Genomic DNA, 24,933 nt, shown 5'->3' on the forward strand with positions numbered 1-24,933 from the left:
TTTTATGGAATGGCCGGATAAGAAACAGAGATGTACATGGGCAAATCCAAAGAATGAGCTTTATATCCGTTATCATGATGAGGAATGGGGGGTCCCGGTATATGATGATCACAGATTATTTGAGATGCTGGTCCTGGAATCCTTTCAGGCGGGGCTGTCATGGGAATGTGTGCTGAACAAACGGGAGGCATTCCGTGAGGCTTTTGACGATTTTGATTTAGAAAAAGTATGTGCTTATACGGAAGACAAGCTGCTGAAACTTCAGCAGAATCCGGGGATTATCCGCAATAAGCTGAAAATCAGAGCGGCGGTAAACAATGCAGAGATATTCCGGGAGATACAGAGAGAATACGGCTCTTTTTCAAACTATATCTGGCACTGGACGGATGGAAAAGTAATCTTTGAAAAAGGAATGGCCTGCTCCGAACTGTCGGATGCCGTATCCGAGGACCTCAGGAAAAGAGGCATGAAGTTTGTGGGGACAACGATTATATATGCGTACTTACAGTCGGTAGGCGTAATATATTCTCATGACGAAGGCTGCTTTTTGGAACATGGCCTGTCGTGACAGTGATAACTTTGTCAAATTTATTTTTGATAAATACAGCACTGGAACAAATGGATTTTTGGAAACAGAGTTTATATAATCTATATATAAGCAACAAATAAATTTAAAATTGGAGGAAATAAAATGGCAGACAATAAAGTATTTAATGAAAATAATATTCGTCTCAATGTAAAACTGGATTCAAAAGAAGATGCAATCAGGGCAGCAGGCGGCGTACTGATTGAAAATGGTTATGTTCAGCCGGAATACCTGGAAGATATGCTGAAACGTGAGGAGGCAGCTTGCACTTATATTGGAAATCATGTCGGAATTCCGCACGGTATCTGCAAGTCAGAGGAGAGGATCAAGTCCTCCGGAATCTCACTGCTGCAAGTTCCGGACGGAGTGGACTATGACGGACAGACTGCTTATGTGATCATAGGGATTGCAGGGAAAAATGACGAACATATTGAAATGCTCGGCAAGATCGCAGTCACATGTTCCGACCTTGCCAATGTGGATAAGATAGCCCATGCGAAATCAAAGCAGGAAATCTTGGATATCTTTGAAGGAATCTGATAAAGGCAAAATAATATCGGCCATGAAGAAGAATGTGTAAGTTTTAAAGGACTTCACATTCTTTTTCTCTTTTATCTGCCGGAATTCTACCACAGGTAGATAGTATTTCATAAAAATCTAAGGCACAATAAACAGTATCAAGGAGGCAGTTATGGATATACAAAAAATCGGAAATTACATAAAATGTAAAGGAAAAGCACAGGGATTGACACAGGCTGAGCTGCTCGGCATTACAAATAAAGCTTGTGGCGGGACATGATATAGAGAGTACACAGCTGCCGGAAGCCAGTGAACAGAATATGAAAACAATGTTAGGGAGCTGCCAGCATTTAAGATCACTGAAAGATGTGTGCATTGGTTTGCTGCTGCTGTTCGTCGGACGCCTGATGCCTCTCACGCAGTTAAAGGATATGACGTCCGATGCTTCGCAGTTTATATTTGGCGTATCCGAAGGTATATCTATCGGCATTACCCTGATTGGCATTGGCTGGCTGATTTTTGGAGCAGTCAAATTCAGCAAAAAGGAGAAATAATATGCTTTTGCAGCTATTAATCGGATATACTCTGGATATCGTCAAAAGAAATACTTTTTTCTCCGACGAAGATTCTGCGGAATACCGGATCAATAAAAGATACTTTTCCTTTTGTCTCTGCATATGCACTTTTTTCGTAATGAACAATGCATATATTCGATCCTTTGCCAATCGATTTTATTTTTTGATTTAAAAGTCTTAATTCCTCTTCCGTCAATTCTTTTTTTGGAACTGACTGCTTTTCTATCTCGCGGAGCATTTCATCAAAACCTCTTAAAGCGGCAAACGGAAGAAATTGTCTTGCCCGGTCAGCTTTCATTGTGGCCTCCGATTAAAGTATTGCGTTTTCTGGCAGTTGCTTTTTCATACAGGCTCATTCCCCGCACCACGGCATTTTTTCCGAACCGATGCTTAATGGAAAGGACGGCATCCTGCAGATGCTGTTCCTTTTCAGCTTTTTCCATATCCGAAAACAGATGAAGCTGCCGGAAGGAAGTCTCCTCCACATGATTTGCACCGACAGAGATTTTGCGGATGGGAATGCCCCTCTGCACAGTCTGGTGAAAGAAACGTTCAAATTCATGGGAGAGTTCCCGATAGGAATCGGTCCGCTCCGAAAGTTTCCTGGTGCCGCCGGACGGAGAGAGTTCTCTTTTGGAGTATGCGACGGACATGGAAATGGAATCGGTTGTCAGATGACGGCTCCTGAGTTCCAGAGCCAGCGCATCTGTCATCTCTTTGAGGACTAGAAGAGCATTGTCATAAGAATAATCTTCAAAGAGGATCTGGCTTTGGGAAACAGAGTGGCTTTTAGACTCATAATCATGAATTTCTTTTATGGTACACGGCTCCCTCCCGTGGGCATGGTCGATCAGAAACTCTGCATTGACACCGAATTCTTTATAGAGAAGCTTTTCATCCATATGTGCTGTCCCGTAAAGATCGTAAATGCCATAACGGCTGAGCCTGGCGGCGATGCCTTTTCCGATATTCCATATATCTGTGATTGGGCGGTGATGCCAGATGGTCCTCTTAAATTCTTTTTCATCCAGATAACCGATATGATCCGGAGAATGCTTTGCGGTGATATCCAGAGCGACCTTTGCCAGAAACAGGTTTGTGCCGATGCCTGCCGTGGCACAGATTCCGGTTTCTCTGCGGACTGCATCCGTCAGCATGACCGCCATTTCTTTCGGAGTTTTTCCATACGTATGCAAATAAGGCGTGAAATCCAGGAAGCATTCGTCAATGGAATAAACATGAATATCTTCTTTGCTGACATATTTTAAATAAATGGAGTAGATCCGGGCGGAATATTCCATATAGAGCTTCATCCGCGGCTTTGCAGTGATATATGTCACAGTTTCCGGAATTTCAAAAAGACGGCAGCGGTTTTTGATTCCAAGAGATTTCAGGGCCGGCGTGACGGCGAGGCATATGGCACCCCGGCCTCTGGACGGATCGGCGACCACGAGGTTTTCTTTAAATGGGTCGAGTTTCCGTTCGGCAGCTTCCACTGAAGCATAAAAGCTTTTCAGATCAATACATGCATAGATTGATTTCTCCATAAATACGACACTCCTTTCTGACTTGAGTATAGCACAGCTGATACGGCAAGGGAACATGTGTTCGATAAAATGAGTGTGGTAATTTATGGGGCAAAAAATTCTTGACATGGAGTTGACTCTAGGGAGTATCCTATAATAAAAGGAGGTTTCATTATGAAGGTATTAATGATCAATGGGAGTCCTCACTCAAGGGGGAATACATATGTGGCACTGCATGAAATGGAAAAGATATTTTTGGAAGAAAGCATTAAAACTGAGATAGTCCAAGTAGGAAGCAAGGATATCAGAGGATGTGTGGCCTGTAATTCCTGTGTGGAAAAAGGGAAATGTGTATTTAATGATATCGTCAATGAGACAGCACCGAAATTTGAAGAATGTGATGGTCTGGTGGTAGCCAGTCCGGTCTATTATGCTTCGGCAACAGGTACAACAAAAAAGGCCGCCCAGGCGCTGGCAGAAGCGGCACATGCAGATATTTACGAAATTAAGCCGGAAGTTCCGTATACAAAAGATGATTTGAACTGGACGGACAAAAAGTCCCGCAGTTCTGTGGAGATGAGCGATCAGAGCTATCGGCCCGCAATCGCTGATCAAAGTGCGGAAATTGGAAACTATGATTTCATTTTTCTTGGATATCCTAAAATGCAGTATTGTTTATGATGGTGTATCGTGTGTATTGTGTTATAATTATATAAGTATTTATTACAGCATACACAGATGATAGAAAAAAATGTGTATAGCGTTTGTATAGATGAGACAGTGTGAGAACTGCCGAGATGTGGGCGAAAAATCGTTAATTTATTATATGAAACAGGAGGTTAGAATTATGAGTGAAATATTAGTAGCATATTTTTCAGCAACACGAACAACTGCAAAACTGGCAAAGAAAATTGCGAACGTAGTAGGTGGGGATTTGCATGAAATTTGTCCGGAAATACCATATACCTCTGCGGATCTTGATTGGATGAATAAAAATAGCCGGAGCAGTGTGGAGATGAATGATAAGTCATTCAGACCGAAGGTTGCTAATAAACTGGAGGATATAGAAAATATCAAAATTCTGATTCTTGCTTTTCCCATCTGGTGGTACGTTGCTCCTACAATTATTAATACGTTTTTGGAACAGTATGATTGGAATGACAAGATTATTATTCCAGTGGCAACATCTGGAAGCAGCGGGATGGGCAATACCAACGCTGAATTGGAGTCCTCCTGTCCGGGTGCGATACTAAAGGATGGTAAGAGATTTGATGTAAATGTGAGTGAAAATGAAATAAAAGTATGGTTTGATAGTCTGAGATTTTAGAAAAGCTAGCAGCTCTTTAAAGTGATAAATAGACCTTAAATGTAGAAAAGACTTATTTGTATAAAAGCAGATAAGTCTTTTTTGTGCTAGCTCTGCCATAAAAGGTAGAGAGGTATAGATTATACTCAGATACAGAAATGACGAACACATATGTTAAAGTTTAAAAACTGAATCAATTATAGTATTCTTTTACGCATGCTTTGGACTGTAGGCAAAGTTCCTTTGAAGTATATATGCACTGCTATACTTCTGAACTGAAATACTGTATAATAAGACAAATACGAATTGAACAAAATCGCTATGCCACAGCCTTGACAGGCCATCGCGCAGCGATTTTGTTCAATTAGAAGTTAGCGAGGAGATATTTGATATGCAAATTGAAAGAATAGATGATACTCGGATTTCTGATGTTATTAATCTGATTTGGACAACATTTATGCAATTTGAAGCTCCTGATTATTCTGATGTAGGAATCCAATCATTTAAAAGTTTTATTGACAATAAAGAAATAATTAAAACATTGGAATTTTGGGGTGCTTATGATAATAAAGAGCTAAAGGGTGTTATAGCTACAAACGAAAATAGAAAGCATATATGCTGTTTTTTTGTCAAAGCGCAGTATCATAAACAAGGAATTGGGAGGAAACTTTGGGAATATCTTTTAGAAAATAGCTCCAGTGAAATTATCACGGTAAATTCTTCGCCATATGCCGTTCCTGTTTATCGTAAATTGGGCTTTACCGACATAGACACGGAGCAATTATCCGATGGTATGAGATATATACCTATGAAGTTTGAACGATAAATCCCAGTTTATCGAGGAGATTGTTGTATAAATCAATTCAGGTTTGTCGGTGAGTAACACAACAGAGATCTGGACGAGCATCTCATAGGGGTTGGTGGGGATATGAAAATGGTGGTCAAGCGTTTTCTGAATGCCGGAATGTCTATGGAAGAACTCTCTGTGAAGATGGATGCTTCTATTGAGGATTTAACAAAACTTCTGAATAACTAGAGAAAAACATAAAATTTTCAAATATGCTCTAAAGCAGAGGAGGATAAAATGCCATACACATTTCAATCAGTGAAAAGCATGAAAAAATTAACAGATAGCAGTAAACTATATAATTTTATTGAAGACTTTTCAAATTATGGAAATCAGTTTTCGCTCATATGCGGTAAAATCAAAGCGCTATTTGGTCAACCAATTTATGAAACGGAAAATCTGGAGAATCTTTTTTCATACTGTATTCTGGCGACATCGGAAGAAGCGGAAGAAGTTTACTTAGATATTTACTGTGCAGGCTCAGGTCTTGCAGTTGGCGGTATGTCGGACGAAAAATCCAGAAATGCAGCAAAGGCTTTAGTAGATTATGTTCGACAAGCAGAAGCGATTGACTACGCATATAAAGCTTACTACTTAGACGGACCTACTGCTCTTGAATTCGGAATCAGAGATGGTGCTCCTTATTATAACGAAACAGAGTTAAGACTTTCGGAGAAAGAATTTAGAGAACTGTTTTTCAATATGTACAAAAACGGGAATGCAAAATGAAAAAATGGTATGCTGAAGAATTTGAATGGGAAATTGGAGTTATCGGTTTTCTGAGCGGGGATCATACAGAATGAGACTATGATTGAGTATGCAGCACAAAACCGATATGAAACAGAGCTTTACTCAAAGTTCAATCAGTATTATGGGTATGTATTTTATATTGGCAGAACCATGTAATTCACATTTGTCGAGTTCTTTCAACCCTTATCTTCTTAACTCATTAAAATAAGAAGCATGGTTCGCAAAAAAATCTATCGGTGTTTTGTAACCAGTGATTGTAGCCAATGGAGGAAACGAATATGGATATTCAGAAAATTATCAACTTAGTAACAAAGACGCAGGGGCTCATAAAGAACCGTGAAATGGCTGCTCATGTGAAAGAAAAGGGTCTTGCAGACTATGTAACGCAGGTAGATATTGCCGTGCAAAATTTCTTAAAGAAGGAACTGTTTGCCCTTGCACCGGATATTCAGTTTCTTGGAGAAGAAACCGGATTGCAGGAGATAGATGCGGATAGCTTTTGGATTTTAGACCCGGTTGACGGGACTACAAACCTTATGCACGATTATCAGCACAGTGCTGTATCTTTAGCCCTTTGCCGCCAGGGGGAAATTGTTATGGGGATCGTGTATGATCCCTTCCATGAAGAAGTGTTTTCAGCGGTTAAAGGCAAGGGCAGCTTCTTAAATGGACAGCCCATACATGTATCAAACGCAGAAAAACTATCCGACACGATGATTGGATTGGGAACAGCAAAAAGAGAGCTGGCCGATGAAAACTTTGCCCGGTTCCGCAGGGTGTTCGGTCAGTGCCAGGATGTCCGCAGGATTGGTTCTGCCGCTCTGGAACTGGCATATACCGCCTGTGGCAGACAAGGGGGATATTTCGAGATTTACCTGAATCCCTGGGACTATGCTGCCGGTATGCTGTTGATTCAGGAGGCTGGCGGTCAAATGACTGATTTTACGGGGAAACCGCTTGACCCGAAAAAGGGCAGCAGCGTAGCAGCTACAAACGGATATATACATACAGAACTGCTAAAGTTGATATAAAGGGTAATAAAGAAGTCATTGAGCATAGCTGGGGACAACGTGTGATCCGGTTCTACGATCTGGATGGGCATCTCATAGAGGTTGGCGTAGATTTAGTAAAGCTGCTGTATAGCTGAGCGGGAAAGAAAATCAGAAGTTGTGGAGCTTGAAAATTTTAAGTTGCTTTTATGCGTTCTTGGTGGAAAAGGTGTATTTCAAATTGAAAGGATGGTCGGGTGCTAATGAAAGAAATCATCAACTTCATTGAAGCGAATGTGGATGGCAAAACGCTGTCTACAAAGGAATTAGTTTACGAACTTGAAAATGGTGCGTTACAGGGCGTTTACTCTGATTCAATATCTTTCTCTAATCTAAAATATTCTCAGAGTGGATTTCAGTTGGATATGTTTATTGTATCTAATGAGAAGATATGGCTCATGGGAAAGGATGGAGAACGGGAAAAATTGCGAAAAGATTTCAGTGGTGTATCCCTGTTCCGATTTGAACTGGCGGAGCGAAAAAGCACGAATAGTTTGACTGGCTGTTTTCGTTTCATTTCAGCTTCAGGGAAAAATGTGGCAGCAGAGGCTATCGTAAGTGGAATTTATGATGTGCGTCTTGAAAATGATGTGCTGAAGTTATCGGAAGATCAAGTCTTGTATCGGGATCAGCCGATACAAGAAGGGCATTTTAAGCCCGTTGCATTTCAATCGGAACATTGTTTTTATGTTAAAGCTAATAAGCTACACTATGAATACAACGGCAAGTGTTTTGATGTGGACTCAAAAACTATGCGGCGTAACGATAGCTCTGATACCTTTCCTCCGTTTATTTCAATCGAGAAGTAAGAAATGACGAGTCAGTTTGACAGGAGTGCAGAGATGTTGATTATTATGAGTATATAAATGTCCTAAAAGATATGCGAAATGTGTCACAATAGAAGATGCTTTGGAAATACTAATAGATAAATAGTAAAGGGGAGATCTCGATGATAAATAAAAAAATGATAGCCTTTTGTGGTACATATTGCGGCGTGTGTGAATGGAAAGATAAAATCGGGTGTAAGGGCTGCAAAGCCAATAGAGGAATTATGTTTTGGGGTAAGTGCGATAAAGCGATATGCTGTATTGAAAAGGGGCTTGAACATTGTGGGGAATGCTCAGATATGCCCTGCCAAAAGCTCAGAGACCTGTTTGATGATCCAGAGCATGGTGATCACGGAGCAAGACTTCGCAATCTGAAAAATTGGAAAGACGGCATCTGTGCCTATGAAAAATTAGGTAATACAGCGCAAGAGAAGGCAAAAAATTTGAAAGCAATAGAAAATACCAATGACTAGGAAAGATAAGATTATTTCAATGGATGAGTATTAGGGCGATGACGGTACAGTTCCACAATGGAAATTGGTAAAGGTGATTGGAACAAATCATACACTGACTTTCGGGTTAATAATTAAAATTTGTGAATTTGTGAGAGTATATACTATGTTCAATGATGTAAGAAGTAAAAAGGTTGTTTTTGTTGCGCATTGTTTTTTAAATCAAAATTCTATTTCTGATGGAACGGCGATTTATCCGGCAGCAAATAAAGATGTTGTTGATTTTTTCTTAAATGCAGATATTGGTATTGTCCAAATGCCCTGTCCGGAGTTTTGCTGTTTAGGACTTGATAGGGGAAATATTCATGGCGCTGATAGCCCGGTAGTGGTAGAGAATACACGCATACGTTCAGCAATGCAAAATGACGACTCGAATTTGAAACTAACAAGACTAGCTGATTATGTAGTACAACATATCATGGAATATAAAAAATATGGATTTGAAGTTATCGGTATTATTGGGGCAAATCGTTCTCCAAATTGTGGTGTCGAAACAACATCGGACAATGATGCAGAAATCAATGGTATGGGATTATTTATAGATAAAATTTTTAGCCAGCTTTTGCGAGAAAACATATCTATTCCCATGATAGGCATAAAGGGAACGGACAACATACAAGAAAAACTTCAGCAGTTAGGAAGCAACGAGATATATTGCGCTTTTGCGCGGTGTCAATATAAGTGGAAAAAATAAAGTTCCGATGGCTGAACTAAAGAAAGCTTTTGAGGAGCTTGGGTTCGGAGCGGTTAAGACCTATCTGAACAGTGGAAATGTGATTTTTTCAAGTGATGAAGAGAATATAGGGAGCCTTACAAACCGGATTGAAACAACGATAAAAAAGTGGTTTGGTCTGGATATTCCGGTTTTCGTCATATCAAAAGAGGATCTCGAAGATATTTTGCAACACGCGCCTGACTGGTGGGGTGATGAAAATAAGGAAATCTATGATAATCTGATTTTTATTATGTCTCCGGCTACATTTGCTGAAGTGTGGGACGAGATCGGGGAACCCAGGGAGGGCTTGGAAAAGATTCAGGATTATAAGGAAGCGGTATTCTGGTCTTTCAGCCGGAAGGATTATCAAAAGACAAACTGGTGGAGGGAGACGGCAAGTGCGAATATCAGCGGCAAACTGACAATCCAAACGGCAAACACCGTCAGTAAGATAAATGGCATGTAAGGCTTTTAATATGGAGAAGAGCTGGGTTAGAATAATATAATGGAAAGGAATTGCTATGAATGAAATCTATCAGCAAGCAAAATTATTACAGTCAGAGTTGGTAAAAATCAGAAGAGAAATACATCAAAATGCTGAGGTTGGGATACAGCTGCAATATACCAAAGCATTTGTGAAAGAGAAGCTAATTGCGTATGGATATGAACCTCAGGACATTGCCAATAGCTCAATTGTGGCAACAATCAGCGGCGAACTCCCCGGTAAAACTATGCTGCTTAGAGCAGATATGGACGGCTTAGCCATTAAGGAAGAAACTGATTTAGACTTTAAAAGTGTAAACGGAGCTATGCATGGCTGTGGTCATGATATGCATACCGCCATGCTGTTAGGTGCTGCAAAATTGCTTAAAAAGTATCAAAACCGGCTTCAGGGAAAAGTAAAATTATTATTTCAGGAGGATGAAGAAGGTTTTACCGGGGCGAAGGCTGCGATTCAGGACGGTGTTTTGGAAAATCCAAAGGTAGATGCAGCCATGGCGCTTCATGTAAACTCTGGTACGCCGAGCAATATGGTGCTGTGTGGTCTTGGCCATTTCATGGCTGGCTGCACTTTGTTTCGCATTGAAGTAAGCGGCGTGGGCTGTCACGGAGCGATGCCTGAAAATGGGGTTGATCCAATTAATATTGCGGCACATATTTACCTGTCGTTACAGGAAATTGCAGCGAGAGAAGTGGCGGCGCAAGACCCTTGTGTATTAACGATTGGTAAATTTGCCGGTGGGCAAACTCCCAATATTATTCCTGAAAAAGTCGTTTTAGAGGGAACAATCCGTTACAAAAATAAAGAAACAGGGGATAGAATTTTTGAAAGAATTCAAGAAATTTCAAATCTGTGTGCCCAATCCTTCAGAGGAAGGGCAGTTGTAACGGAATTATCCAGTGCGCCGCCCCTGATAAACAACGATGAGATGATCTATGAGTTTTGCGATTACATTAAGCAATTCATTGCCCCTCAGCAAGTCATGATATTGCCTCAGGGCGGTATGGGCAGCGAGGACTTTGCTTCCTTTAGTTATCAGGTGCCCATTGCCTATTTATTATTAGGCGCCGGTACCAACCATGAAAATGAAGCGTATGGTAAACCCATGCATAATCAAGGCGTTGTGTTTAATGAAGATATATTGTCCCTTGGGAGCTCGATACTCACGATATGTGCTATGAATTGGTTGAGCAAACATCGAAATGATTAAGACTTATTCCGCTCAGCGGCAAACTGACAATCAGAACGGCAAACACCGTCAGAAAAATAGTTGGAATGTATTTATTTTCCACATTCCAACTGATTGCATCTTATTTTAAGGAATCTCTGTCAGGGACCTGTACAGATAAAGCCTCGGTAAAATGGTGTTTCTCAACCATATGCGCCTGAACTGAAGTTAAAATCAGGCGGTAACAGTCGGCCAGATTCTCGGCAAACTCTGTGCTTTTCCCTGCACGCAGACAATGATATGCCCTCCTTGTGATGTCATTGAGCTGTACAATTACATCACCTCCTTGGGGATAAAAAGCGAAATAAAACCCCCATTCTGTGATTTGGCTGCATTCATGCCAGATAACGTGTAATGGTTCCAGTGACAGGTGTTTTAATATCATTTGAAATAAATTCGTGAGAGCGATCCCTGGCTTCATGATATGAACAGCCAGTTGCTCTAAATCATCCTCACTAAATTGCGGCGCTGTATAGGCAGCGACCGGATAGGACAACAGCACCATAAGCTGCAGTGAATGAAGATATGTAAGGGTGTCCCGTTTCGTAGTAAAATCAAGCAGGGCCTGTTCTGTGTTGATCTGATCGGGAGTCAGAACCATCGTACCCTTGCCGTTTAAGGTTTTTCTTCTATCACAACGCAATCTTCCATAGTAATTGCTTCGTCTGTAGCTACTCGCTCAAATGGAATGCTTAACTCCAAAAGCGTAGCATACACCTTTTCTTGAAGCGGTGTTTCCATTTTTGAAGGTTTGTCTGTTTGAATATCGCTAACATAAAACATAGGCTGAACCTCTTTATCTTGATTTTAGTACCTATAGAGTATATCATAATAATATATATCTGAAAAACGAATGTTTTTCATGCTTAAAATTACAAAAATGCATAACAGGAGATGGCATGATGGATATGAGCATCCTAAAATATATGGCATTTATAAAAACAGTAGAGTGTGGGAGTTTTACGAGGGCGGCAGAAATACTGAACTATTCTCAATCGGGTATCAGCCGAATGATTGGTGATTTGGAAAAAGAATGGAAGGTGTCCTTGCTGGAGCGTAACCGAACCGGTGTAAAGCTTACCTCCGATGGAACAAAACTGCTCCCATACGCAAGAAATGTTTGCGAGGAATATATGAAGCTGCAAATGGAGGTAGATGACCTAAATGGACTCCAATCGGGTCTTATTCGCATTGGAACAATTTCGAGCATTGCAACTCATTGGCTGCCGAATATCATAGCTGAGTTTCAAAAGAAGTACCCGAATATCGACTATGAGTTGCTGATCGGTCACTATGCCGATATTGAGGAGTGGGTTAATGAGGGTAGAGTGGATATTGGCTTTACAAGAGTTCCAACACACTCCGATTTGGAAACAGAGTTCTTGGAGCAAGACAAACTGCTTGTAGTTCTTCCCGGAAATCATCCGATGGGAAGTCTTGATAAATTTCCCGTTTCTGCATTGGCGGAATATCCTTTTATGTTACTCGAAAAAGGAGAAAAGGCGGAAATATCGGAAATCTTTGACCGCTGTGGAATTTCCCCCAACATTCATTTCATAACGGTTGATGATTACGCCGTAATGTCGATGGTAGAAAAAGGGCTTGGTATCAGCATTTTGCCGGAGCTCATTTTGAGAAGAACGCCGTATCGTATCATTACAAAAGAGCTTGATGTGCCATCCTTTAGAAAATTGGGGATTACAATGAGAGATAGAAAAAACGCTTCTCTTGCAGTAAAAAGATTTTTGGAGTATTTAGATTACAGAAACATATAAACGAACAGTGGCATTTCTAAAGGCATCAAACATAGGAGCAAGCAATGAAGGAGTTTTTGGATAAAATACGGACTCCCCCAAAAACATATCCCATTCCAAAGCAAGTGCTTATTTCCATTGGCATCCTGCTGGTTGGAGTTTTGATGGGAGTATTTTCCAAATATTTAGATTACCGGCAGGCAAACCTCCCGGCGTTATTGCACCTGATTGACCATGCAGTGGATCTGCATAATTTTCTTGGGGAATTTGCACCATGGATTGTTATTGCTGTGTGCATTGCCGTTTTTAGCACAACGCCTATTAGAGCCGGTATCAATGTTTTTGCCTTTTTTGCGGGAATGGTATCAAGCTACTATTGGTACAGCAATTTTATAGCAGGATTTTTTCCGAAAAGCTATGCCATTGTCTGGATTACATTTACAGTGTTATCCCCTTTTCTCGCATTTTGTGTTGGTATGCAAAAGGTACAGGGTGGATTGCTTTACTCCTGTCCTCCGGGGTTACAGGGATATTGCTGAACTGTGCATTCAGCTATGGAATGTTTTATGTAGATATCAGTTCGGGACTTGAGCTTTTAATGCTGGTGATTGGCGTGATTGCTTTACGCAGATCTACTAAGGAAACAGCAGGTATGATAGGAGCAGGGGCAGTTTTTGCCATCATTATGAAAGCTGTCATACCGTTTCGTATCTGGTAAAAATGCTGAACTGGAAATACAGAGAGGAGTGATTCGCTGTGTATACTGAAGACTTAGATTTTAGATATGCTAAACGAGAAGACACAGCATTGATTTTGCAATTTATCAAAGAACTTGCTGATTATGAAAAAATGCTTAACGAAGTCGTTGCTGATGAAGAAACATTGGAGGAATGGATTTTTGACAAACAAAAGGCAGAAGTGATTTTCGCTGTAGTAAACGGAAAAGAAGTTGGCTTTGCTCTTTTCTTTCACAATTTCTCTACTTTCTTGGGTAGAGCCGGAATTTACCTTGAAGATTTGTATGTAAAGCCAGAATGCAGAGGAAAAGGATATGGAAAAGCAATTCTGAAAAGACTGGCGGCCATTGCTGTTGAACGGGGTTGCGGCCGATTAGAATGGTGGTGCCTTGACTGGAATAGATCAAGCATTGATTTTTACCTTTCTTTAGGAGCAGAACCCATGTCTGATTGGACAGTATATCGTATTACAGGTGATACACTTACCAACCTTGCAAAGTGATCTTCAAAAGTAAAGAAGTGATTTTTTATGCGAGTCGGGACAAGTTGTGTTCCCCGTATAAGACATCGAAGAAGGCACAGAAGGAACGCACGGGCTGTTTTTGGTATAGCAGTCCTTCTTATGGCCAGCCTTCTTGCAATAATTATGGCAACATTCAATCGATCAATCAGTGATAGCCTGGAAGCTCCATCTGATTGGAACTTGCTTTTAGTCAATCCTTGGAATCCCCTGCCAGAAGGCTATGAGATAACTTTAACGCAGCTGCAAAACGGACTTTCCGTGGATGAGCACAGAGGTTGCTTAACAACCAACTCAACGGATTGATTGCCCAGGGCTATTCTGAAGAGAATGCCAGAACCGAGGTCGGGAAAGTTGTTGCAGTTCCCGGTACCAGCGAACATCAGCTGCGACTTGCTGTGGACATTGTGGATATTGAAAATCAGGAAAAGACCGCCGTACAGAAATGGTTAATGGAAAATAGTTGGAGATATGGCTTCATCCTGCGCTACCCAAACGACAAAAGCGATATTACCGGAATCGTCTATGAGCCGTGGCATTATCGTTATGTAGGGAAAGAAGCGGCGAAAGAAATATATGATTTGGATGTCTGTCTGGAGGAATATTTGCACTGATTCCGTCACGGACTTTATAATAGATTCCCTTTGAGTATGCCATGATAGAAGGAGTCGGATGCAGACTTACAAAGCTGCATTCGACTTTTCCTGTTCTCTCCAGGCCGAGAATGCTCTGACCTGAGTTGCTTTTCTATTGATTTCTTGTTGTTTATCGTTGATGAACCTTAACCTCAACGTAGCAAGGGGAGCGAGGTAAATACGGGTTTTTGGTTAAGTTACATGTAGTCATCTTGACATTATTTCGGCATACCGATATAATAATAGCAGAGAGGATGTGACAGGGATGATGATCGAGAGTTTGCTGAAAAAGCGAAACATGACAAAATACCGATTAGCCGTAGACGCGGGAATCCCTCACGCTACGCTCAACGATATATGCAGCGGTAAGACAAAGCTTGAAAAATGCTCCGCAGAAACGGTGTATAAGCTGGCAAAGGCGCTTGGCGTGACAATGGAGCTTCTGACTTCCGAAGGAATCCATCAGGCGGAAAAGGAACGCTCTTATGAATACGGGCTGCCCGGATATCTGCAACATGATCTGGACGCATACAAGGAGGGGTTGAAAAACAAATCTCCGCTGCTCGACTGCCTGTGGGGAGAACTCTATGGCAGTATCAATATTGCTGAGATTAACGACGGCGTGATTACAAAGGAGCATGCCGATTATCTGAGAGCAAAATATCTTTAAGGAAATGATGACGGATGGCTGAAAAAATTGATTTTACAAACTGTCGGGTGGTACCCGGCAGAGCATACAACGGAGCAAACGGCAAGAAGATTGCCGTAGAATATGACGGCATACTGTATATGCTGAAATTCCCACCCTCCGGCAAGAATAAGCCCACCGGGCTTTCCTATACCAATAGCTGTTTCAGCGAGCATATCGCAAGCAGTATCTTCAATCTGATCGGTGTAAGAGCACACGAAACCATGCTTGGCACATTTAAGGTTGGCGGCAGGGAGAAGATTGTCTGCGCCTGTAAGGACTTTACAGCAGACGGAAATAGATTTTTTGATTTCTGTTCCATTAAGAATACGATTCTGGAATCAGATTCAAATGGTACGGGAACAGAGCTTGAAGATATACTTGATACGATTGGAAAGCAGCAGTACATTTCGCCGGAGGTGTTGGAACGGCACTTTTGGGATGTATTTGTTGTAGATGCCTTACTTGGAAACTTCGACCGTCATAACGGAAATTGGGGATTCCTGTTTGATGAAAAAACGGGAGAATCAAGCATAGCACCCATTTACGATTGTGGAAGCTGTCTTTTGCCGCAGGCGGATGAGAAGATCATGAATGAAGTGCTGTCAAACGAGGACGCGCTGCATCCGAGAATTTATCTGTATCCGACCTCTGCCATAAAGCAGAACGACAGAAAAATTAACTACCGTGACTTCCTAATGAGTGCGGAATATGAAAGCTGCAGTGAGGCAGTCAAACGGATTGTTCACCGGATTGATATGGAAGTAATTAGTGAATTCATAGATTCCACACCATATCTGTCGGATCTGCAAAGAGCCTTTTACAAGCACTATATAAAGGCGAGATACAATCTGATCCTTGTTCCGGCTTTTGATTTGGCAGACAGTCTCGAACAGGAGCCGAACAAGCCGATAATGGGAATGTAACAACAGAATACTTTATCAAAGGACGCTGAAAAATCGGCGTACTTACTTTAAAAATTAGGCCAGCGTTTTGTGTAACGCTGGCCTACTACACAATAAAAGGAACCCCGGCGGGTTGATTTTATCTTTGTTTGATTCAGTTATTTTTCCTGCCGGTTTTTCACCAGCTCAATAGCTTCTTTTCCTGTCATGTGGTCGATGCACATTTCAAGCATACACAGCGTTTTCCACTCCCGGTCGATTTCCTTCCGGCGGCCGGCGGCATCTCCATCCGGCGAATATTTTTTCGTCAGTTTCTCAATTGCCGCCCGCTTCTCCTTCTCATCCTCAATGATGCGGATCTCTCCAAAGGCAATGACGCTTCTGAAATAGGTAGTGTATTTTTCCGGTACGATCTGGTCTTGGTCGATGATGCAGAAGGATGCCTTAGAACTGCGCTGTATAGCGTCCAGTTTGTGGCCGCCTTTGGCACAGTGGAAGTATAGTTTTGCGCCATCGAACACATAACTGATGGGTACAGCATAGGGGTAATCGTCGTCCCCAGACAGAGCCAATACCCCGGAAGTTCCCCGACGAAGGATCGCTGACACTTCCTCCGCAGGCAAGGCTTGTTTCTTTCTTCGCATTTCTCTGAACATAAATGACCTCCTCAAGAACAAATGTTTGACAATACATTTCAGAAAGTTTTTGAATATTCCGTAAAACACCGAAATATTATTTACGCGAAAAGCCCTCTATTATTCATACTGTCCTTTGCTTTTTTCAAATGCTTCCGAGCCGGTGCGGAAGGTAACATTCATAAGCGAACGGCTGGACTTATCAGCCAATCTAATCACCTTGCCGACAATGTAAATGTTATAGGTCGGCGGTGTGTTATACATAGAGCCTTTATCCGCATGCGTTTTGTATCGCAGCATAGTAGGTGTGCCGGGCAAAACCGTTTCGGAAATCAAATCCTTTCTGATGATGGCAATTACCAAACCGGCAGGACCTAAATTTTTCTGAATACCGCCGAACAGCATATCATAATCAGAGACATTCATAGGCTCGGATAAGAAGCAGGAGGAAATGTCATTGACTAAAATCTTCCCTTTGCTCTCAGGCTTTCTATGGAATTTTGTCCCATAAATCGTGCTGTTTTCGCACATATAGACATAATCCGAGTCAGGGGAGATATTCAAATCATTGCAATCGGGAATATAGGAAAAATTATCGTCTTCTGAGGAAGCCGCTACATGGATTTCTCCATATAGCTTTGCCTCCTGATAAGCCTTCTTCGCCCAATATCCGCTTAGTATGTAATCAGCCTTGCGATTCCGCATCAGGTTCATGGGTATCATGGCAAATTGCAGCGAAGTGCCGCCCTGCAAAAACAGAACCTTGTAATCGTCCGGGATATTCATTAGTTTTCTTAAATTCGCTTCCGTTTCATCAAGAATACTCTAAAACAGCGCAGACCTGTGGCTAATCTCCATAACAGACATACCGCTACCCTTATAGTCTAACATTTCATCGGCTGCTTCCTGCAATACCGATTCAGGCAGGACAGCAGGTCCGGCAGAAAAGTTAAATGTTTTTCTCATGATCCATACCTCCAAGCACTATAATCAATTTTCAATTGCAGAAAAAGCCTTATCCAAATCGGAAATAATATCCTCGGTATTTTCAAGTCCTACCGAAAGCCTTATCATCCCGCTTTCGATTCCGGCAGCGACTAACTGCTCATCTGTAAGCTGCCTGTGCGTCTCGCTCGCAGGGTGAAGGACACAGGTGCGAATATCAGCCACATGGACTTCATTAGAAGCAAGCTCCAGCGTATTCATAAACCGCATGGCAGTTTCCTTACCGCCCTTAATGACAAAGGAGATAACGCCGCTGCAGCCTTTTAAGTATTTTTGCGCAAGCGGATAGCTTTCATCGCTTTCAAGCCCCGGATAAATCAATTGCCTAATATGCACATGAATAAACAGCGTTTGCACAGATATAGTTCGTTTTCGCTTTATGTATGCTCTGTTTTGTATGTTTTGAATGAGAAAGGGTCCTGCCTGGAGGAATATTTGAGTTAGATTCGTCTTGGACTTTATAATGGATTCCCTTTATGTTTGGTATTGCGGATATGAAGAAACGGATAGAGGAACTGAACCAACGGCTATATCACAGAATATGTATGTGTATTTGGAAACAGTGGAAGAAACCAAAGACTAAGAGAAGAAATCTTATAAAGCTTGGGATACCAGAATATTTCGCACGTCAGGCGGCAAATAGTCGCAGAGGATATTGGTTTGTATCTAGAATGAGAGCAGTCAACAGAGCATTAACAAAAAAAGACTGATAGGCTATGGCTAAACCATAAAAGTCACATCCTATCAGTCTTTGCACATCAATTCAAAGTATACTCCGATAAGGAAATGCGGCAGCTAAACGCACACATTGCAAAACTGAATGAGCAGATCGCAAGATGGCTGATTATTCATCAGATGCTGGGAACGCGGGTATCGGATACCTCGACACTCCGGTGCGACTGCTTGTATCAGGAAAATGATCAGGATATGATACGAATCCATCAGGTAAAAACCAGAGTATTCCAAAAGCCTATCAGCAGGGAATTAGCACGTCTGCTACAGAAATCAGGGGAGAAGAGTATGAGCAAATACGACCGAACGATTGAAGAGAATAAGAAAAAAAGCAAAGAAAAGATTGGGCTTGCGAAGAGGGCGATATATGAGCTGCTGGAAGAGAAAGAGAGGATAACAGTTCCGAAACTGATGCGCATCACCGGACTGTCCAGAGGGTTCTTTTACAAAAACGAGGTTATCCGGCAGGAGATGGATAAGGCGGTGGAACAGCAGGCTGGGATAATAGATCCCAGGCGTGAAATCTTAAATATGGCGATGGAGAGGCAGATAGCAATGCTCCAGCAGCAGATTATCGGCTTGAAAAAAGAGAATGAGAAACTGCGGAAGGCATTGAACAAGAAAGCGCTTAATATACTTAAAAATTTATAATCAAAATCTATATAGAGTCAGCGGATAGGAAGGAATATTCTGCTGGCTCTTGTCTGTTGTAATTCTTGGCCTAAAAAAATTATAAAAAAGTTTTGACTTGGAACAAGATCTAAAAAGTATACTTAAGCCTGGACAGGAATAATACGTTTTAGGCATAGTTTACAATACGATATAGGTATTTGCAGGAAAACAGGAGTGACAGTAAAATGGAAGTGGTTGAGGATTAATGCTGTAGTACCGCAGAAACGCTGGAAAAGGGAACACAATACACAGTTTTGTATGACGTTAAAGCCAGTAAATTCAAGGCATAAGAGGAATGGGCTACATTTTAAAAAAGAAACGTCTCCTGGTCAATTCAAATATCTGACCAAGAGACGTTTTTACAGTTTTATGGATACAAATGTACCATCCGATGCTTCCACATGAATAATTTCCAGCCCTTTATTTTCCTTGAAAAGATCCAGGGATTCTCTCAATACTATAGAGATGATATCTTTTGAAATCAGGCTACAGTAAGGATTCGACGTATGGCTCCTCATATCTTCAAATATTCTGTCTGGAATGAATCTTATGACAAAACCGACCATAGAGACCGGGATCGGCATAGACAGGTGCACCCCTTTTGCTCTGATTTTTACTTTCATATGAGTATACCCTATCTGTCTACAAAGACTCTTACAGTCGTTCCGTCCGCTGCGGCTACGCTGACAAAATCTCCTTCGATTTCATCGTCCAGACATTCGGAAACAGCGTCCATCATGCTGGAAAGATCAACCCCTTCCAGGTCTTTTTCCGGAATCGGAAGTTTCCCGGTCACTTTTAGTATCTTCTTGATGGCTCCCACCGGGAACTGTACGTTTACTTTGTCACCTGAAACACTGTCCACAATAATGCGAAACATTTTCTTGTCGTAGCTGTTTCTCTTCAATACCGGCTCCCGGGCAGGAGTCTCCGTATTCATAGCCGCCATCAGTTCGGCTCCCTGTTCTGCCGTGATCGTTCCATCCTCAACCATTTTTAAAATTCTTAATTTTTCATCCATGATAAACTCCTTTTTATATGCTATTTTAACTGTGCGATTGCCTGTTCCACTGTTATTTCTCCGTTTTCCAGCGCTTTCAGAATTTCTTCTTTTTGAACCGACTGTTCATCGGGAGCTGATTCATAACCGAGTTCTTTGATCACTGTGTCCAGTTTGGACCGGACCGTGGGATAGGATATGCCGAGCGCCTTCTCAACCTCTTTGATATTTCCCCTGCAGCGGATAAAGGTCTCTGTAAAGTACAGATCTTCGTCTGAAAGATAATCAAATTTGCTGAGTCTGAAATTATTTTCAATGATGGTATTGCAGGAGTTACATTTGAGCCTTGTGACGGCCAGGTCATTCCTGCACACGGGACAGCGGCTGATAATCTTTTTCATGCATTCATTTCCTTTCTGTTTTCTATTAATATAATATTATAACTTATAAATGTCAATATTAAAATTAATAATATTAATATAATAATTAAATATATTAATATAAAAATTGAATAATTGTAGAATAGCATAGAAATAATTTTTATTAAAAAAGAGAACTATGGTACATTTCGGGAAGTGCATATAAAGCAGGAACAAGCCTCTGGAGACAGAGAGAACAGCAGAGGACTTGTCCGCTTGATAGTCAAAAACCGGTGATTTTTTCGGCGCCTTCAACGCCGATTTCCAAAAGAGTCTGTTTTGAGGAAGCAAAATTATCCTGAAACAGAATCTGAAATGTGTGGGCCAGCTGTGCATAGTCTGCACAGGAACAGCTTTCTCGAATAGAAGCAGAAATTCCGGTCCATCCGGGAACCGGTTCGGCACCTGTCTCTTCCAGGCGGAGGATGCTGCCTTTCAATAACAGGAGGGTGATTTTCCTGTAAATCTCCCGGAAAGCTGCAAGGGGACAGTGTCTGATCACAGACTGCAGTCCAATGCTGACCGTATGCACCAGGGATTTTTTCTCATCGGGTATGGATGCAGCCTCGGAAAGTTCTTTCAGCATTTCATGCGGAACATGAGGGAGGGATGCAAGCATAACCGGACTGCTTGTGATCGCAAGGATCTGCAGAGCCTCCAAAAAATCTCTCATATTGTTTGCGGCAGACGCGGCGAAAGGATATAGTGTGGGCATGAATGACTATCTGGCAAAGTCTGTGGAAATCGATCGACTATTAAGTGTACTGCAAAAATGGATGAGTTCTCCTCTCTCATAATATCACAGTGCAGTACTGTGGGAGAGCCAGGTTTGTATTGAATTTATTTTTGAAATAAGTACAATAAAAGAGTAATACATAATATTTGGCTTAGAAAAGAGGAGTTATGAAAAAGTACAAAGGGATCGTTTTCTTTGATTATGACGGAACGACTGTGGACGATACAGATAATATTAGAAAAGCAACCAAAAAGACAATAGAATCTCTCCGAAGACTAAAGGAAAACGGATATCTGACAATGCTGTGTTCAGGGCGCAGCAAACGTTTTCTGGAAGCGGATATCGATAAATTTGAGGGAGCCATTACCTGCAACGGGTCCTATACGGAAGTCGGCGGACAGGTTGTCAGTGATATTCACATTTCTGAAGAGGCAATGCAGAAGGTCATTTCCGGATATTTTTCAGAAGATACGGCTCTGCATATGGAGACACAGGATGTTACATATTATATGCACTATAACCAGCCGTTTTACCATGATTTCCGGGAGTTTCTTGGATTTCCGGAACGCTGGTTCGCACCGTGGGAGACGAGAAAAGGAGAGAATATTACGAAAATTGTGATAAATTACAACAGGGAAGAGCTGATGGATGAAATACAGACGGAATTCGAAGGGGAGCTGCAGTGTGTGAAGCCTTTTGAAGATATGAATATTTTAGATATTATGTCAAGAGGGATCACCAAGGGAAATGCCATTATAAATCTCATGGACCGATATGGAATCGGCAAAAAGGACTGTTATGCCTTCGGTGATTCCGATAATGACATAGAGATGCTTGAGGCTGTGGGAACCGGTATTGTGATGGGACGGCACAGCAAGGCAGCAGGAAAAGCGGCTGATATGCTGACGGGTACCGTAAGAGAAGAAGGCATCACGACGGCGCTGGAATCAATAGGACTGATATAAGATCTATGAAGAAATCATATTTGTTCAGGGGGATTTTTTATGCGGCAGGACTTTTTATACTGGCTCTGGGGATTACCCTGAATACGAAAACAGGCCTGGGAGTATCGCCGATCATATCAGTTTCATACAGTATTTCAGCTATATGGAATCTCAATTTCGGAAATATGACACTGGCTCTCTATGGGATCTTCGTGGCTGCTGAAATGCTTCTCCATACCATCAGAAATAAACGGAGCATTAAGAGGGAAGGCACCGTTCTTACCCATGAAAATAAGGTCGATTTAAAGCTGCTGCTCCTTATGGACTTGCTGCAGTTTCCGCTGAGTCTGATATTTACAAGATTTTTAAATGTTTTTTCAGCGTGGATACCTGATCTTTCCTCGCTTGGTCCGGACAGCTTTGCCGGAAGTTTTTTGGGAAGGCTTATGTTCCTGGTCATTGCGGTGATTTTGACTGGAATCGGAGCGGCCATGTCTTTGAACATGCGGGTGATCCCGAATCCTGGAGATGGAATTGTACAGGCAATCGCGGACTGCGTTGGGAAAGAAACCGGACTTGTGAAGAACTGTTTTGACATATTAAACATCTCCATTACAGCCATGGCAGGCATGGTTTTTGGGGGGAAAATCATCGGTATTGGCATCGGAACGGTGGCGGCGGTGATCGGAGTCGGACGAACGATTTCAATATTCAATCATTTTGTCAGGAAAAAAATGGATACACTGGCGGGGATGCAGGCAAAGTAATAGAAGTTTAAGGGGTAAAGTTAAGAGTTCTGTCCCTTTAGAAAGCAGGGGAATCAGTTGACTTTTCCGGAAGCAAAAGAAAAAGAAGATTATACAATAACTTACAGCAACAACACCAATACCGGAAGTGTTACTAAGACATTTTATGTTGTTCCCAAAAAACAAAGATTACCTATGCTAAGTCCAAAAAATCCAGGAAGCTGACGATATAATACAAGAAAGCGGCAGGAGCGGGCGGTTACCAGATTGCATACCGCAAAAAAGGAACAAAATCTTATCAGGTTAAGGTGCGCGCTTATAAAATTGTTCGGAAAACAAAATATTACGGAAGTTACAGTCCGCAGAAGACAGTTCGTATTCGCTGAGAAATGCGGGCAGAAGAACTGGTGAATACAGAGCCAGGAAACCGCCCTGTGATCGAAAATGGTCACAGGGCGGTTTCCTGGTTTATGATTGTAGTAAATAGATTATGGATGAGCGGGAAAAATTATAAATACTTTTCTCCATATCCATAGTTTTCTACGACATAGTCGATATCCTTGTCTCCCCGGCCGCTCAGACAAACGAGAATGGAGCCTTTTTTCATTTCCTGAGCTTTCTTTGTAGCATAGGCTACCGCATGGGAACTCTCGATGGCCGGGATGATCCCTTCATAGCGGGACAGTTCAAAAAATGCTTTCATGGCAGCTTCATCGTCTGCCGTCTCATAGGAAACCCGCCCTAAATCATTCAGGAATGCGTGCTCTGGTCCGACAGAGGGATAGTCAAGTCCGCTGGCGATAGAGTAGACTGGAGCGGGCTCCCCGGCTCCGTCTTTCAGCATGATACTTTCAAATCCGTGCATGACTCCTTTTTCTCCATAAGTCATAGAAGCGGCGTGATCGCCTGGGTTTGAGCCTCGGCCCAGCGGTTCCACGCCCACGATGTCTACCGGCTCATCGACAAAGGGAATGAACATGCCGATGGAGTTGCTTCCTCCTCCGACGCAGGCGCAGACTACATCCGGCAGCAGTCCTGTCATTTCTATGAACTGTTCTTTTGCCTCATATCCCACAACAGACTGAAAGTCACGAACCATCAGCGGGAATGGGTGAGGACCCAGGGCAGATCCGATACAGTAAATAGAATCTTTATAGTTTTTTGCGTAAGAGTCAAATGCAGAATCAACAGCTTCTTTTAAGGTCTTTAATCCGTGTGTGACCGGAACGACGTTTGCACCGAGGATTTTCATGCGGGTCACATTGGGAGCCTGCTTTGCAATATCCACTTCTCCCATATGTATCTCACATTCCAGTCCGAAAAATGCCGCCGCCGTTGCCAGAGCCACGCCGTGCTGCCCGGCTCCGGTCTCGGCGATCAGACGTTTCTTTCCCATGAATTTTGCCAGGAGGCCTTCTCCCATGCAGTGATTCAGCTTGTGGGCGCCGGTATGATTTAAATCTTCCCGTTTCAGATAGATCTGGCAGTTTCCGTACATGTTTGAGAGCCGTTCACAGTGATAGACCGGTGTGGGCCTTCCCTGGAATTCTCTGCGGATTCTCCGGAGTTCATTGATAAACTGGGATGAGTGGCAGATTGTCTGATAAGCCTCTGAGATTTCTTCAAAGGCGGGTTTTAACTCATCCGAAAGATAGGCGCCGCCGTAAGGGCCGAAGCGTCCTTCGTCATCCGGATAATTTCGTAAATATGTCTTGTAATCCATAAATTCCTCCTGTTATATCAGATAACTTCTCGGAATCTTCAGCCCTGATTTTATAAGGCTTTCAGACCCTATCTCAAAAAAATCACCCACTTTTTTTAAAAACACTTGACAAATCGCTCAAAATTTGCGGCGAAGCCGAT

Annotated in this window: 34 protein-coding genes and 4 pseudogenes; 26 read left to right on the forward strand and 12 right to left on the reverse strand. The window is 42.0% G+C overall.

The features are described 5' to 3' along the window. The first annotated feature begins 4 nt into the window (after positions 1-4). The 3 genes from QGT46_RS14285 to QGT46_RS14295 all read left to right on the forward strand — a co-directional run bounded on the left by QGT46_RS14285 (position 5) and on the right by QGT46_RS14295 (position 1,659). Positions 5-568 carry a DNA-3-methyladenine glycosylase I gene (locus tag QGT46_RS14285; protein WP_148459171.1) on the forward strand — a complete coding sequence of 188 codons (564 nt, stop codon included), beginning with the start codon at positions 5-7 and terminating at the stop codon, positions 566-568. Between the two features lie 123 nt (positions 569-691). Further along, positions 692-1,126: a PTS sugar transporter subunit IIA gene (locus QGT46_RS14290; RefSeq protein ID WP_024727722.1), complete on the forward strand. Its 435-nt coding sequence runs from the start codon at positions 692-694 to the stop codon at positions 1,124-1,126. A gap of 299 nt (positions 1,127-1,425) precedes the next feature. Beyond that, on the forward strand, positions 1,426-1,659 hold the full coding sequence (locus tag QGT46_RS14295) for a hypothetical protein (protein WP_270431014.1): 234 nt from the start codon (positions 1,426-1,428) through the stop codon (positions 1,657-1,659). A gap of 16 nt (positions 1,660-1,675) precedes the next feature. Here QGT46_RS14295 and QGT46_RS14300 read toward each other — a convergent pair whose 3' ends face one another. Continuing rightward, the gene (locus QGT46_RS14300) at positions 1,676-1,978 is read right to left on the reverse strand and encodes a YolD-like family protein (RefSeq protein ID WP_024727721.1); all 303 of its coding nucleotides are present in this window, start codon (positions 1,976-1,978) and stop codon (positions 1,676-1,678) included. Continuing rightward, positions 1,968-3,227 carry a DNA repair protein gene (locus tag QGT46_RS14305; RefSeq protein WP_024727720.1) on the reverse strand — a complete coding sequence of 420 codons (1,260 nt, stop codon included), beginning with the start codon at positions 3,225-3,227 and terminating at the stop codon, positions 1,968-1,970. The genes QGT46_RS14300 and QGT46_RS14305 overlap by 11 nt, the downstream gene beginning before the upstream one ends. 153 nt (positions 3,228-3,380) lie before the next feature. Between QGT46_RS14305 and QGT46_RS14310 the strand changes: the two genes are divergently transcribed. The 12 genes and pseudogenes from QGT46_RS14310 to QGT46_RS14365 all read left to right on the forward strand — a co-directional run bounded on the left by QGT46_RS14310 (position 3,381) and on the right by QGT46_RS14365 (position 10,924). Next, entirely contained in the window at positions 3,381-3,887 is a 507-nt protein-coding gene (locus QGT46_RS14310) for a flavodoxin family protein (protein ID WP_301591352.1), read from the forward strand. 166 nt (positions 3,888-4,053) lie between these two features. Then, positions 4,054-4,533 (forward strand): flavodoxin, encoded by a 480-nt coding sequence (locus QGT46_RS14315; protein ID WP_024727717.1) that lies wholly within the window; start codon positions 4,054-4,056, stop codon positions 4,531-4,533. 370 nt (positions 4,534-4,903) lie between these two features. Further along, on the forward strand, positions 4,904-5,338 hold the full coding sequence (locus QGT46_RS14320; protein WP_148459169.1) for a GNAT family N-acetyltransferase: 435 nt from the start codon (positions 4,904-4,906) through the stop codon (positions 5,336-5,338). Between the two features lie 66 nt (positions 5,339-5,404). Then, a pseudogene (locus QGT46_RS17385) lies at positions 5,405-5,548 on the forward strand (glyoxalase); the annotation flags it as partial. A gap of 48 nt (positions 5,549-5,596) precedes the next feature. Continuing rightward, complete coding sequence (locus tag QGT46_RS14330) at positions 5,597-6,088, forward strand: hypothetical protein (RefSeq protein ID WP_148459168.1); 492 nt, start codon at positions 5,597-5,599, stop codon at positions 6,086-6,088. A 299-nt stretch (positions 6,089-6,387) separates the two neighbouring features. Further along, on the forward strand, positions 6,388-7,140 hold the full coding sequence (locus QGT46_RS14335; protein ID WP_148459167.1) for an inositol monophosphatase family protein: 753 nt from the start codon (positions 6,388-6,390) through the stop codon (positions 7,138-7,140). A gap of 11 nt (positions 7,141-7,151) precedes the next feature. Beyond that, positions 7,152-7,256, forward strand: a pseudogene (locus QGT46_RS17390) (glyoxalase); the annotation flags it as partial. Positions 7,257-7,361: 105 nt separating this feature from the next. Further along, positions 7,362-7,967 carry a hypothetical protein gene (locus QGT46_RS14345; protein WP_148459166.1) on the forward strand — a complete coding sequence of 202 codons (606 nt, stop codon included), beginning with the start codon at positions 7,362-7,364 and terminating at the stop codon, positions 7,965-7,967. 140 nt (positions 7,968-8,107) lie between these two features. Continuing rightward, complete coding sequence (locus tag QGT46_RS14350; protein ID WP_024727706.1) at positions 8,108-8,458, forward strand: DUF3795 domain-containing protein; 351 nt, start codon at positions 8,108-8,110, stop codon at positions 8,456-8,458. Positions 8,459-8,603: 145 nt separating this feature from the next. Beyond that, positions 8,604-9,191 carry a CD3072 family TudS-related putative desulfidase gene (locus tag QGT46_RS14355; protein WP_148459278.1) on the forward strand — a complete coding sequence of 196 codons (588 nt, stop codon included), beginning with the start codon at positions 8,604-8,606 and terminating at the stop codon, positions 9,189-9,191. Positions 9,192-9,198: 7 nt separating this feature from the next. After that, positions 9,199-9,678, forward strand: coding sequence for a DUF1697 domain-containing protein (locus QGT46_RS14360; RefSeq protein WP_301591358.1), 480 nt, complete (start codon positions 9,199-9,201; stop codon positions 9,676-9,678). 55 nt (positions 9,679-9,733) lie between these two features. Next, on the forward strand, positions 9,734-10,924 hold the full coding sequence (locus QGT46_RS14365; RefSeq protein ID WP_148459164.1) for a M20 metallopeptidase family protein: 1,191 nt from the start codon (positions 9,734-9,736) through the stop codon (positions 10,922-10,924). A 100-nt stretch (positions 10,925-11,024) separates the two neighbouring features. Here QGT46_RS14365 and QGT46_RS14370 read toward each other — a convergent pair whose 3' ends face one another. Beyond that, positions 11,025-11,585, reverse strand: coding sequence for a hypothetical protein (locus QGT46_RS14370; protein ID WP_301591360.1), 561 nt, complete (start codon positions 11,583-11,585; stop codon positions 11,025-11,027). Then, on the reverse strand, positions 11,558-11,725 hold the full coding sequence (locus tag QGT46_RS14375; protein WP_148459163.1) for a proline--tRNA ligase: 168 nt from the start codon (positions 11,723-11,725) through the stop codon (positions 11,558-11,560). Before QGT46_RS14375 ends, QGT46_RS14370 begins: the two co-directional genes overlap by 28 nt. A gap of 119 nt (positions 11,726-11,844) precedes the next feature. On the opposite strand from QGT46_RS14375, the gene QGT46_RS14380 reads away from it, so the two are divergent. The 7 genes from QGT46_RS14380 to QGT46_RS14410 all read left to right on the forward strand — a co-directional run bounded on the left by QGT46_RS14380 (position 11,845) and on the right by QGT46_RS14410 (position 16,202). Then, positions 11,845-12,717 carry a LysR family transcriptional regulator gene (locus QGT46_RS14380; RefSeq protein ID WP_148459277.1) on the forward strand — a complete coding sequence of 291 codons (873 nt, stop codon included), beginning with the start codon at positions 11,845-11,847 and terminating at the stop codon, positions 12,715-12,717. A gap of 44 nt (positions 12,718-12,761) precedes the next feature. Further along, on the forward strand, positions 12,762-13,235 hold the full coding sequence (locus tag QGT46_RS14385) for a hypothetical protein (protein ID WP_301591363.1): 474 nt from the start codon (positions 12,762-12,764) through the stop codon (positions 13,233-13,235). Next, a complete protein-coding gene (locus QGT46_RS14390) occupies positions 13,229-13,414 on the forward strand; it encodes a hypothetical protein (RefSeq protein ID WP_051405216.1) in 186 nt (61 codons plus the stop codon). The genes QGT46_RS14385 and QGT46_RS14390 overlap by 7 nt, the downstream gene beginning before the upstream one ends. Positions 13,415-13,452: 38 nt before the next feature. After that, entirely contained in the window at positions 13,453-13,935 is a 483-nt protein-coding gene (locus QGT46_RS14395; protein ID WP_148459162.1) for a GNAT family N-acetyltransferase, read from the forward strand. Positions 13,936-14,231: 296 nt separating this feature from the next. Beyond that, positions 14,232-14,567 carry a M15 family metallopeptidase gene (locus tag QGT46_RS14400; RefSeq protein WP_301591366.1) on the forward strand — a complete coding sequence of 112 codons (336 nt, stop codon included), beginning with the start codon at positions 14,232-14,234 and terminating at the stop codon, positions 14,565-14,567. A 286-nt stretch (positions 14,568-14,853) separates the two neighbouring features. Continuing rightward, the gene (locus QGT46_RS14405) at positions 14,854-15,258 is read left to right on the forward strand and encodes a helix-turn-helix transcriptional regulator (protein ID WP_148459161.1); all 405 of its coding nucleotides are present in this window, start codon (positions 14,854-14,856) and stop codon (positions 15,256-15,258) included. Between the two features lie 14 nt (positions 15,259-15,272). Continuing rightward, positions 15,273-16,202 (forward strand): HipA domain-containing protein, encoded by a 930-nt coding sequence (locus tag QGT46_RS14410; RefSeq protein ID WP_148459160.1) that lies wholly within the window; start codon positions 15,273-15,275, stop codon positions 16,200-16,202. Positions 16,203-16,339: 137 nt separating this feature from the next. Here QGT46_RS14410 and QGT46_RS14415 read toward each other — a convergent pair whose 3' ends face one another. The 3 genes and pseudogenes from QGT46_RS14415 to QGT46_RS14425 form a co-directional block, all read right to left on the reverse strand. Then, positions 16,340-16,837, reverse strand: a complete 498-nt coding sequence (locus QGT46_RS14415) for a pyridoxamine 5'-phosphate oxidase family protein (protein WP_148459159.1) — start codon at positions 16,835-16,837, stop codon at positions 16,340-16,342. A 177-nt stretch (positions 16,838-17,014) separates the two neighbouring features. Then, a pseudogene (gene serC / locus QGT46_RS14420) lies at positions 17,015-17,782 on the reverse strand (3-phosphoserine/phosphohydroxythreonine transaminase); the annotation flags it as partial. A gap of 24 nt (positions 17,783-17,806) precedes the next feature. Next, a pseudogene (locus QGT46_RS14425) lies at positions 17,807-18,151 on the reverse strand (PLP-dependent transferase); the annotation flags it as partial. Positions 18,152-18,315: 164 nt separating this feature from the next. Here QGT46_RS14425 and QGT46_RS17395 point away from each other — a divergent pair. Next, positions 18,316-18,531 (forward strand): hypothetical protein, encoded by a 216-nt coding sequence (locus tag QGT46_RS17395; protein WP_334300626.1) that lies wholly within the window; start codon positions 18,316-18,318, stop codon positions 18,529-18,531. 76 nt (positions 18,532-18,607) lie between these two features. Continuing rightward, positions 18,608-19,204 (forward strand): DUF6262 family protein, encoded by a 597-nt coding sequence (locus QGT46_RS17090; RefSeq protein WP_330655901.1) that lies wholly within the window; start codon positions 18,608-18,610, stop codon positions 19,202-19,204. 380 nt (positions 19,205-19,584) lie between these two features. On the opposite strand, the gene QGT46_RS14435 is transcribed toward QGT46_RS17090, so the two are convergent. The 4 genes from QGT46_RS14435 to QGT46_RS14450 all read right to left on the reverse strand — a co-directional run bounded on the left by QGT46_RS14435 (position 19,585) and on the right by QGT46_RS14450 (position 21,317). Beyond that, on the reverse strand, positions 19,585-19,848 hold the full coding sequence (locus QGT46_RS14435) for a hypothetical protein (protein ID WP_148459158.1): 264 nt from the start codon (positions 19,846-19,848) through the stop codon (positions 19,585-19,587). An 11-nt stretch (positions 19,849-19,859) separates the two neighbouring features. Continuing rightward, entirely contained in the window at positions 19,860-20,246 is a 387-nt protein-coding gene (locus QGT46_RS14440; protein ID WP_148459157.1) for an SHOCT-like domain-containing protein, read from the reverse strand. A gap of 20 nt (positions 20,247-20,266) precedes the next feature. Next, positions 20,267-20,626, reverse strand: coding sequence for a DUF2089 domain-containing protein (locus tag QGT46_RS14445; RefSeq protein ID WP_148459156.1), 360 nt, complete (start codon positions 20,624-20,626; stop codon positions 20,267-20,269). Positions 20,627-20,867: 241 nt separating this feature from the next. Further along, on the reverse strand, positions 20,868-21,317 hold the full coding sequence (locus tag QGT46_RS14450; protein WP_301591370.1) for a hypothetical protein: 450 nt from the start codon (positions 21,315-21,317) through the stop codon (positions 20,868-20,870). Between the two features lie 230 nt (positions 21,318-21,547). Here QGT46_RS14450 and QGT46_RS14455 point away from each other — a divergent pair, with 230 nt between their 5' ends. Together QGT46_RS14455 and QGT46_RS14460 are read left to right on the forward strand one after the other, a co-directional pair. Beyond that, complete coding sequence (locus QGT46_RS14455) at positions 21,548-22,345, forward strand: Cof-type HAD-IIB family hydrolase (protein WP_024727696.1); 798 nt, start codon at positions 21,548-21,550, stop codon at positions 22,343-22,345. 5 nt (positions 22,346-22,350) lie between these two features. Beyond that, entirely contained in the window at positions 22,351-23,091 is a 741-nt protein-coding gene (locus tag QGT46_RS14460) for a DUF6198 family protein (RefSeq protein WP_148459155.1), read from the forward strand. A gap of 487 nt (positions 23,092-23,578) precedes the next feature. Here QGT46_RS14460 and trpB read toward each other — a convergent pair whose 3' ends face one another. Then, on the reverse strand, positions 23,579-24,793 hold the full coding sequence (trpB, locus tag QGT46_RS14465) for a tryptophan synthase subunit beta (protein ID WP_024727694.1): 1,215 nt from the start codon (positions 24,791-24,793) through the stop codon (positions 23,579-23,581). Between the last annotated feature and the right edge of the window lie 140 nt (positions 24,794-24,933).

The organism is Anaerostipes faecis (assembly GCF_910574135.1).
GTDB lineage: Bacteria > Bacillota > Clostridia > Lachnospirales > Lachnospiraceae > Anaerostipes > Anaerostipes hominis.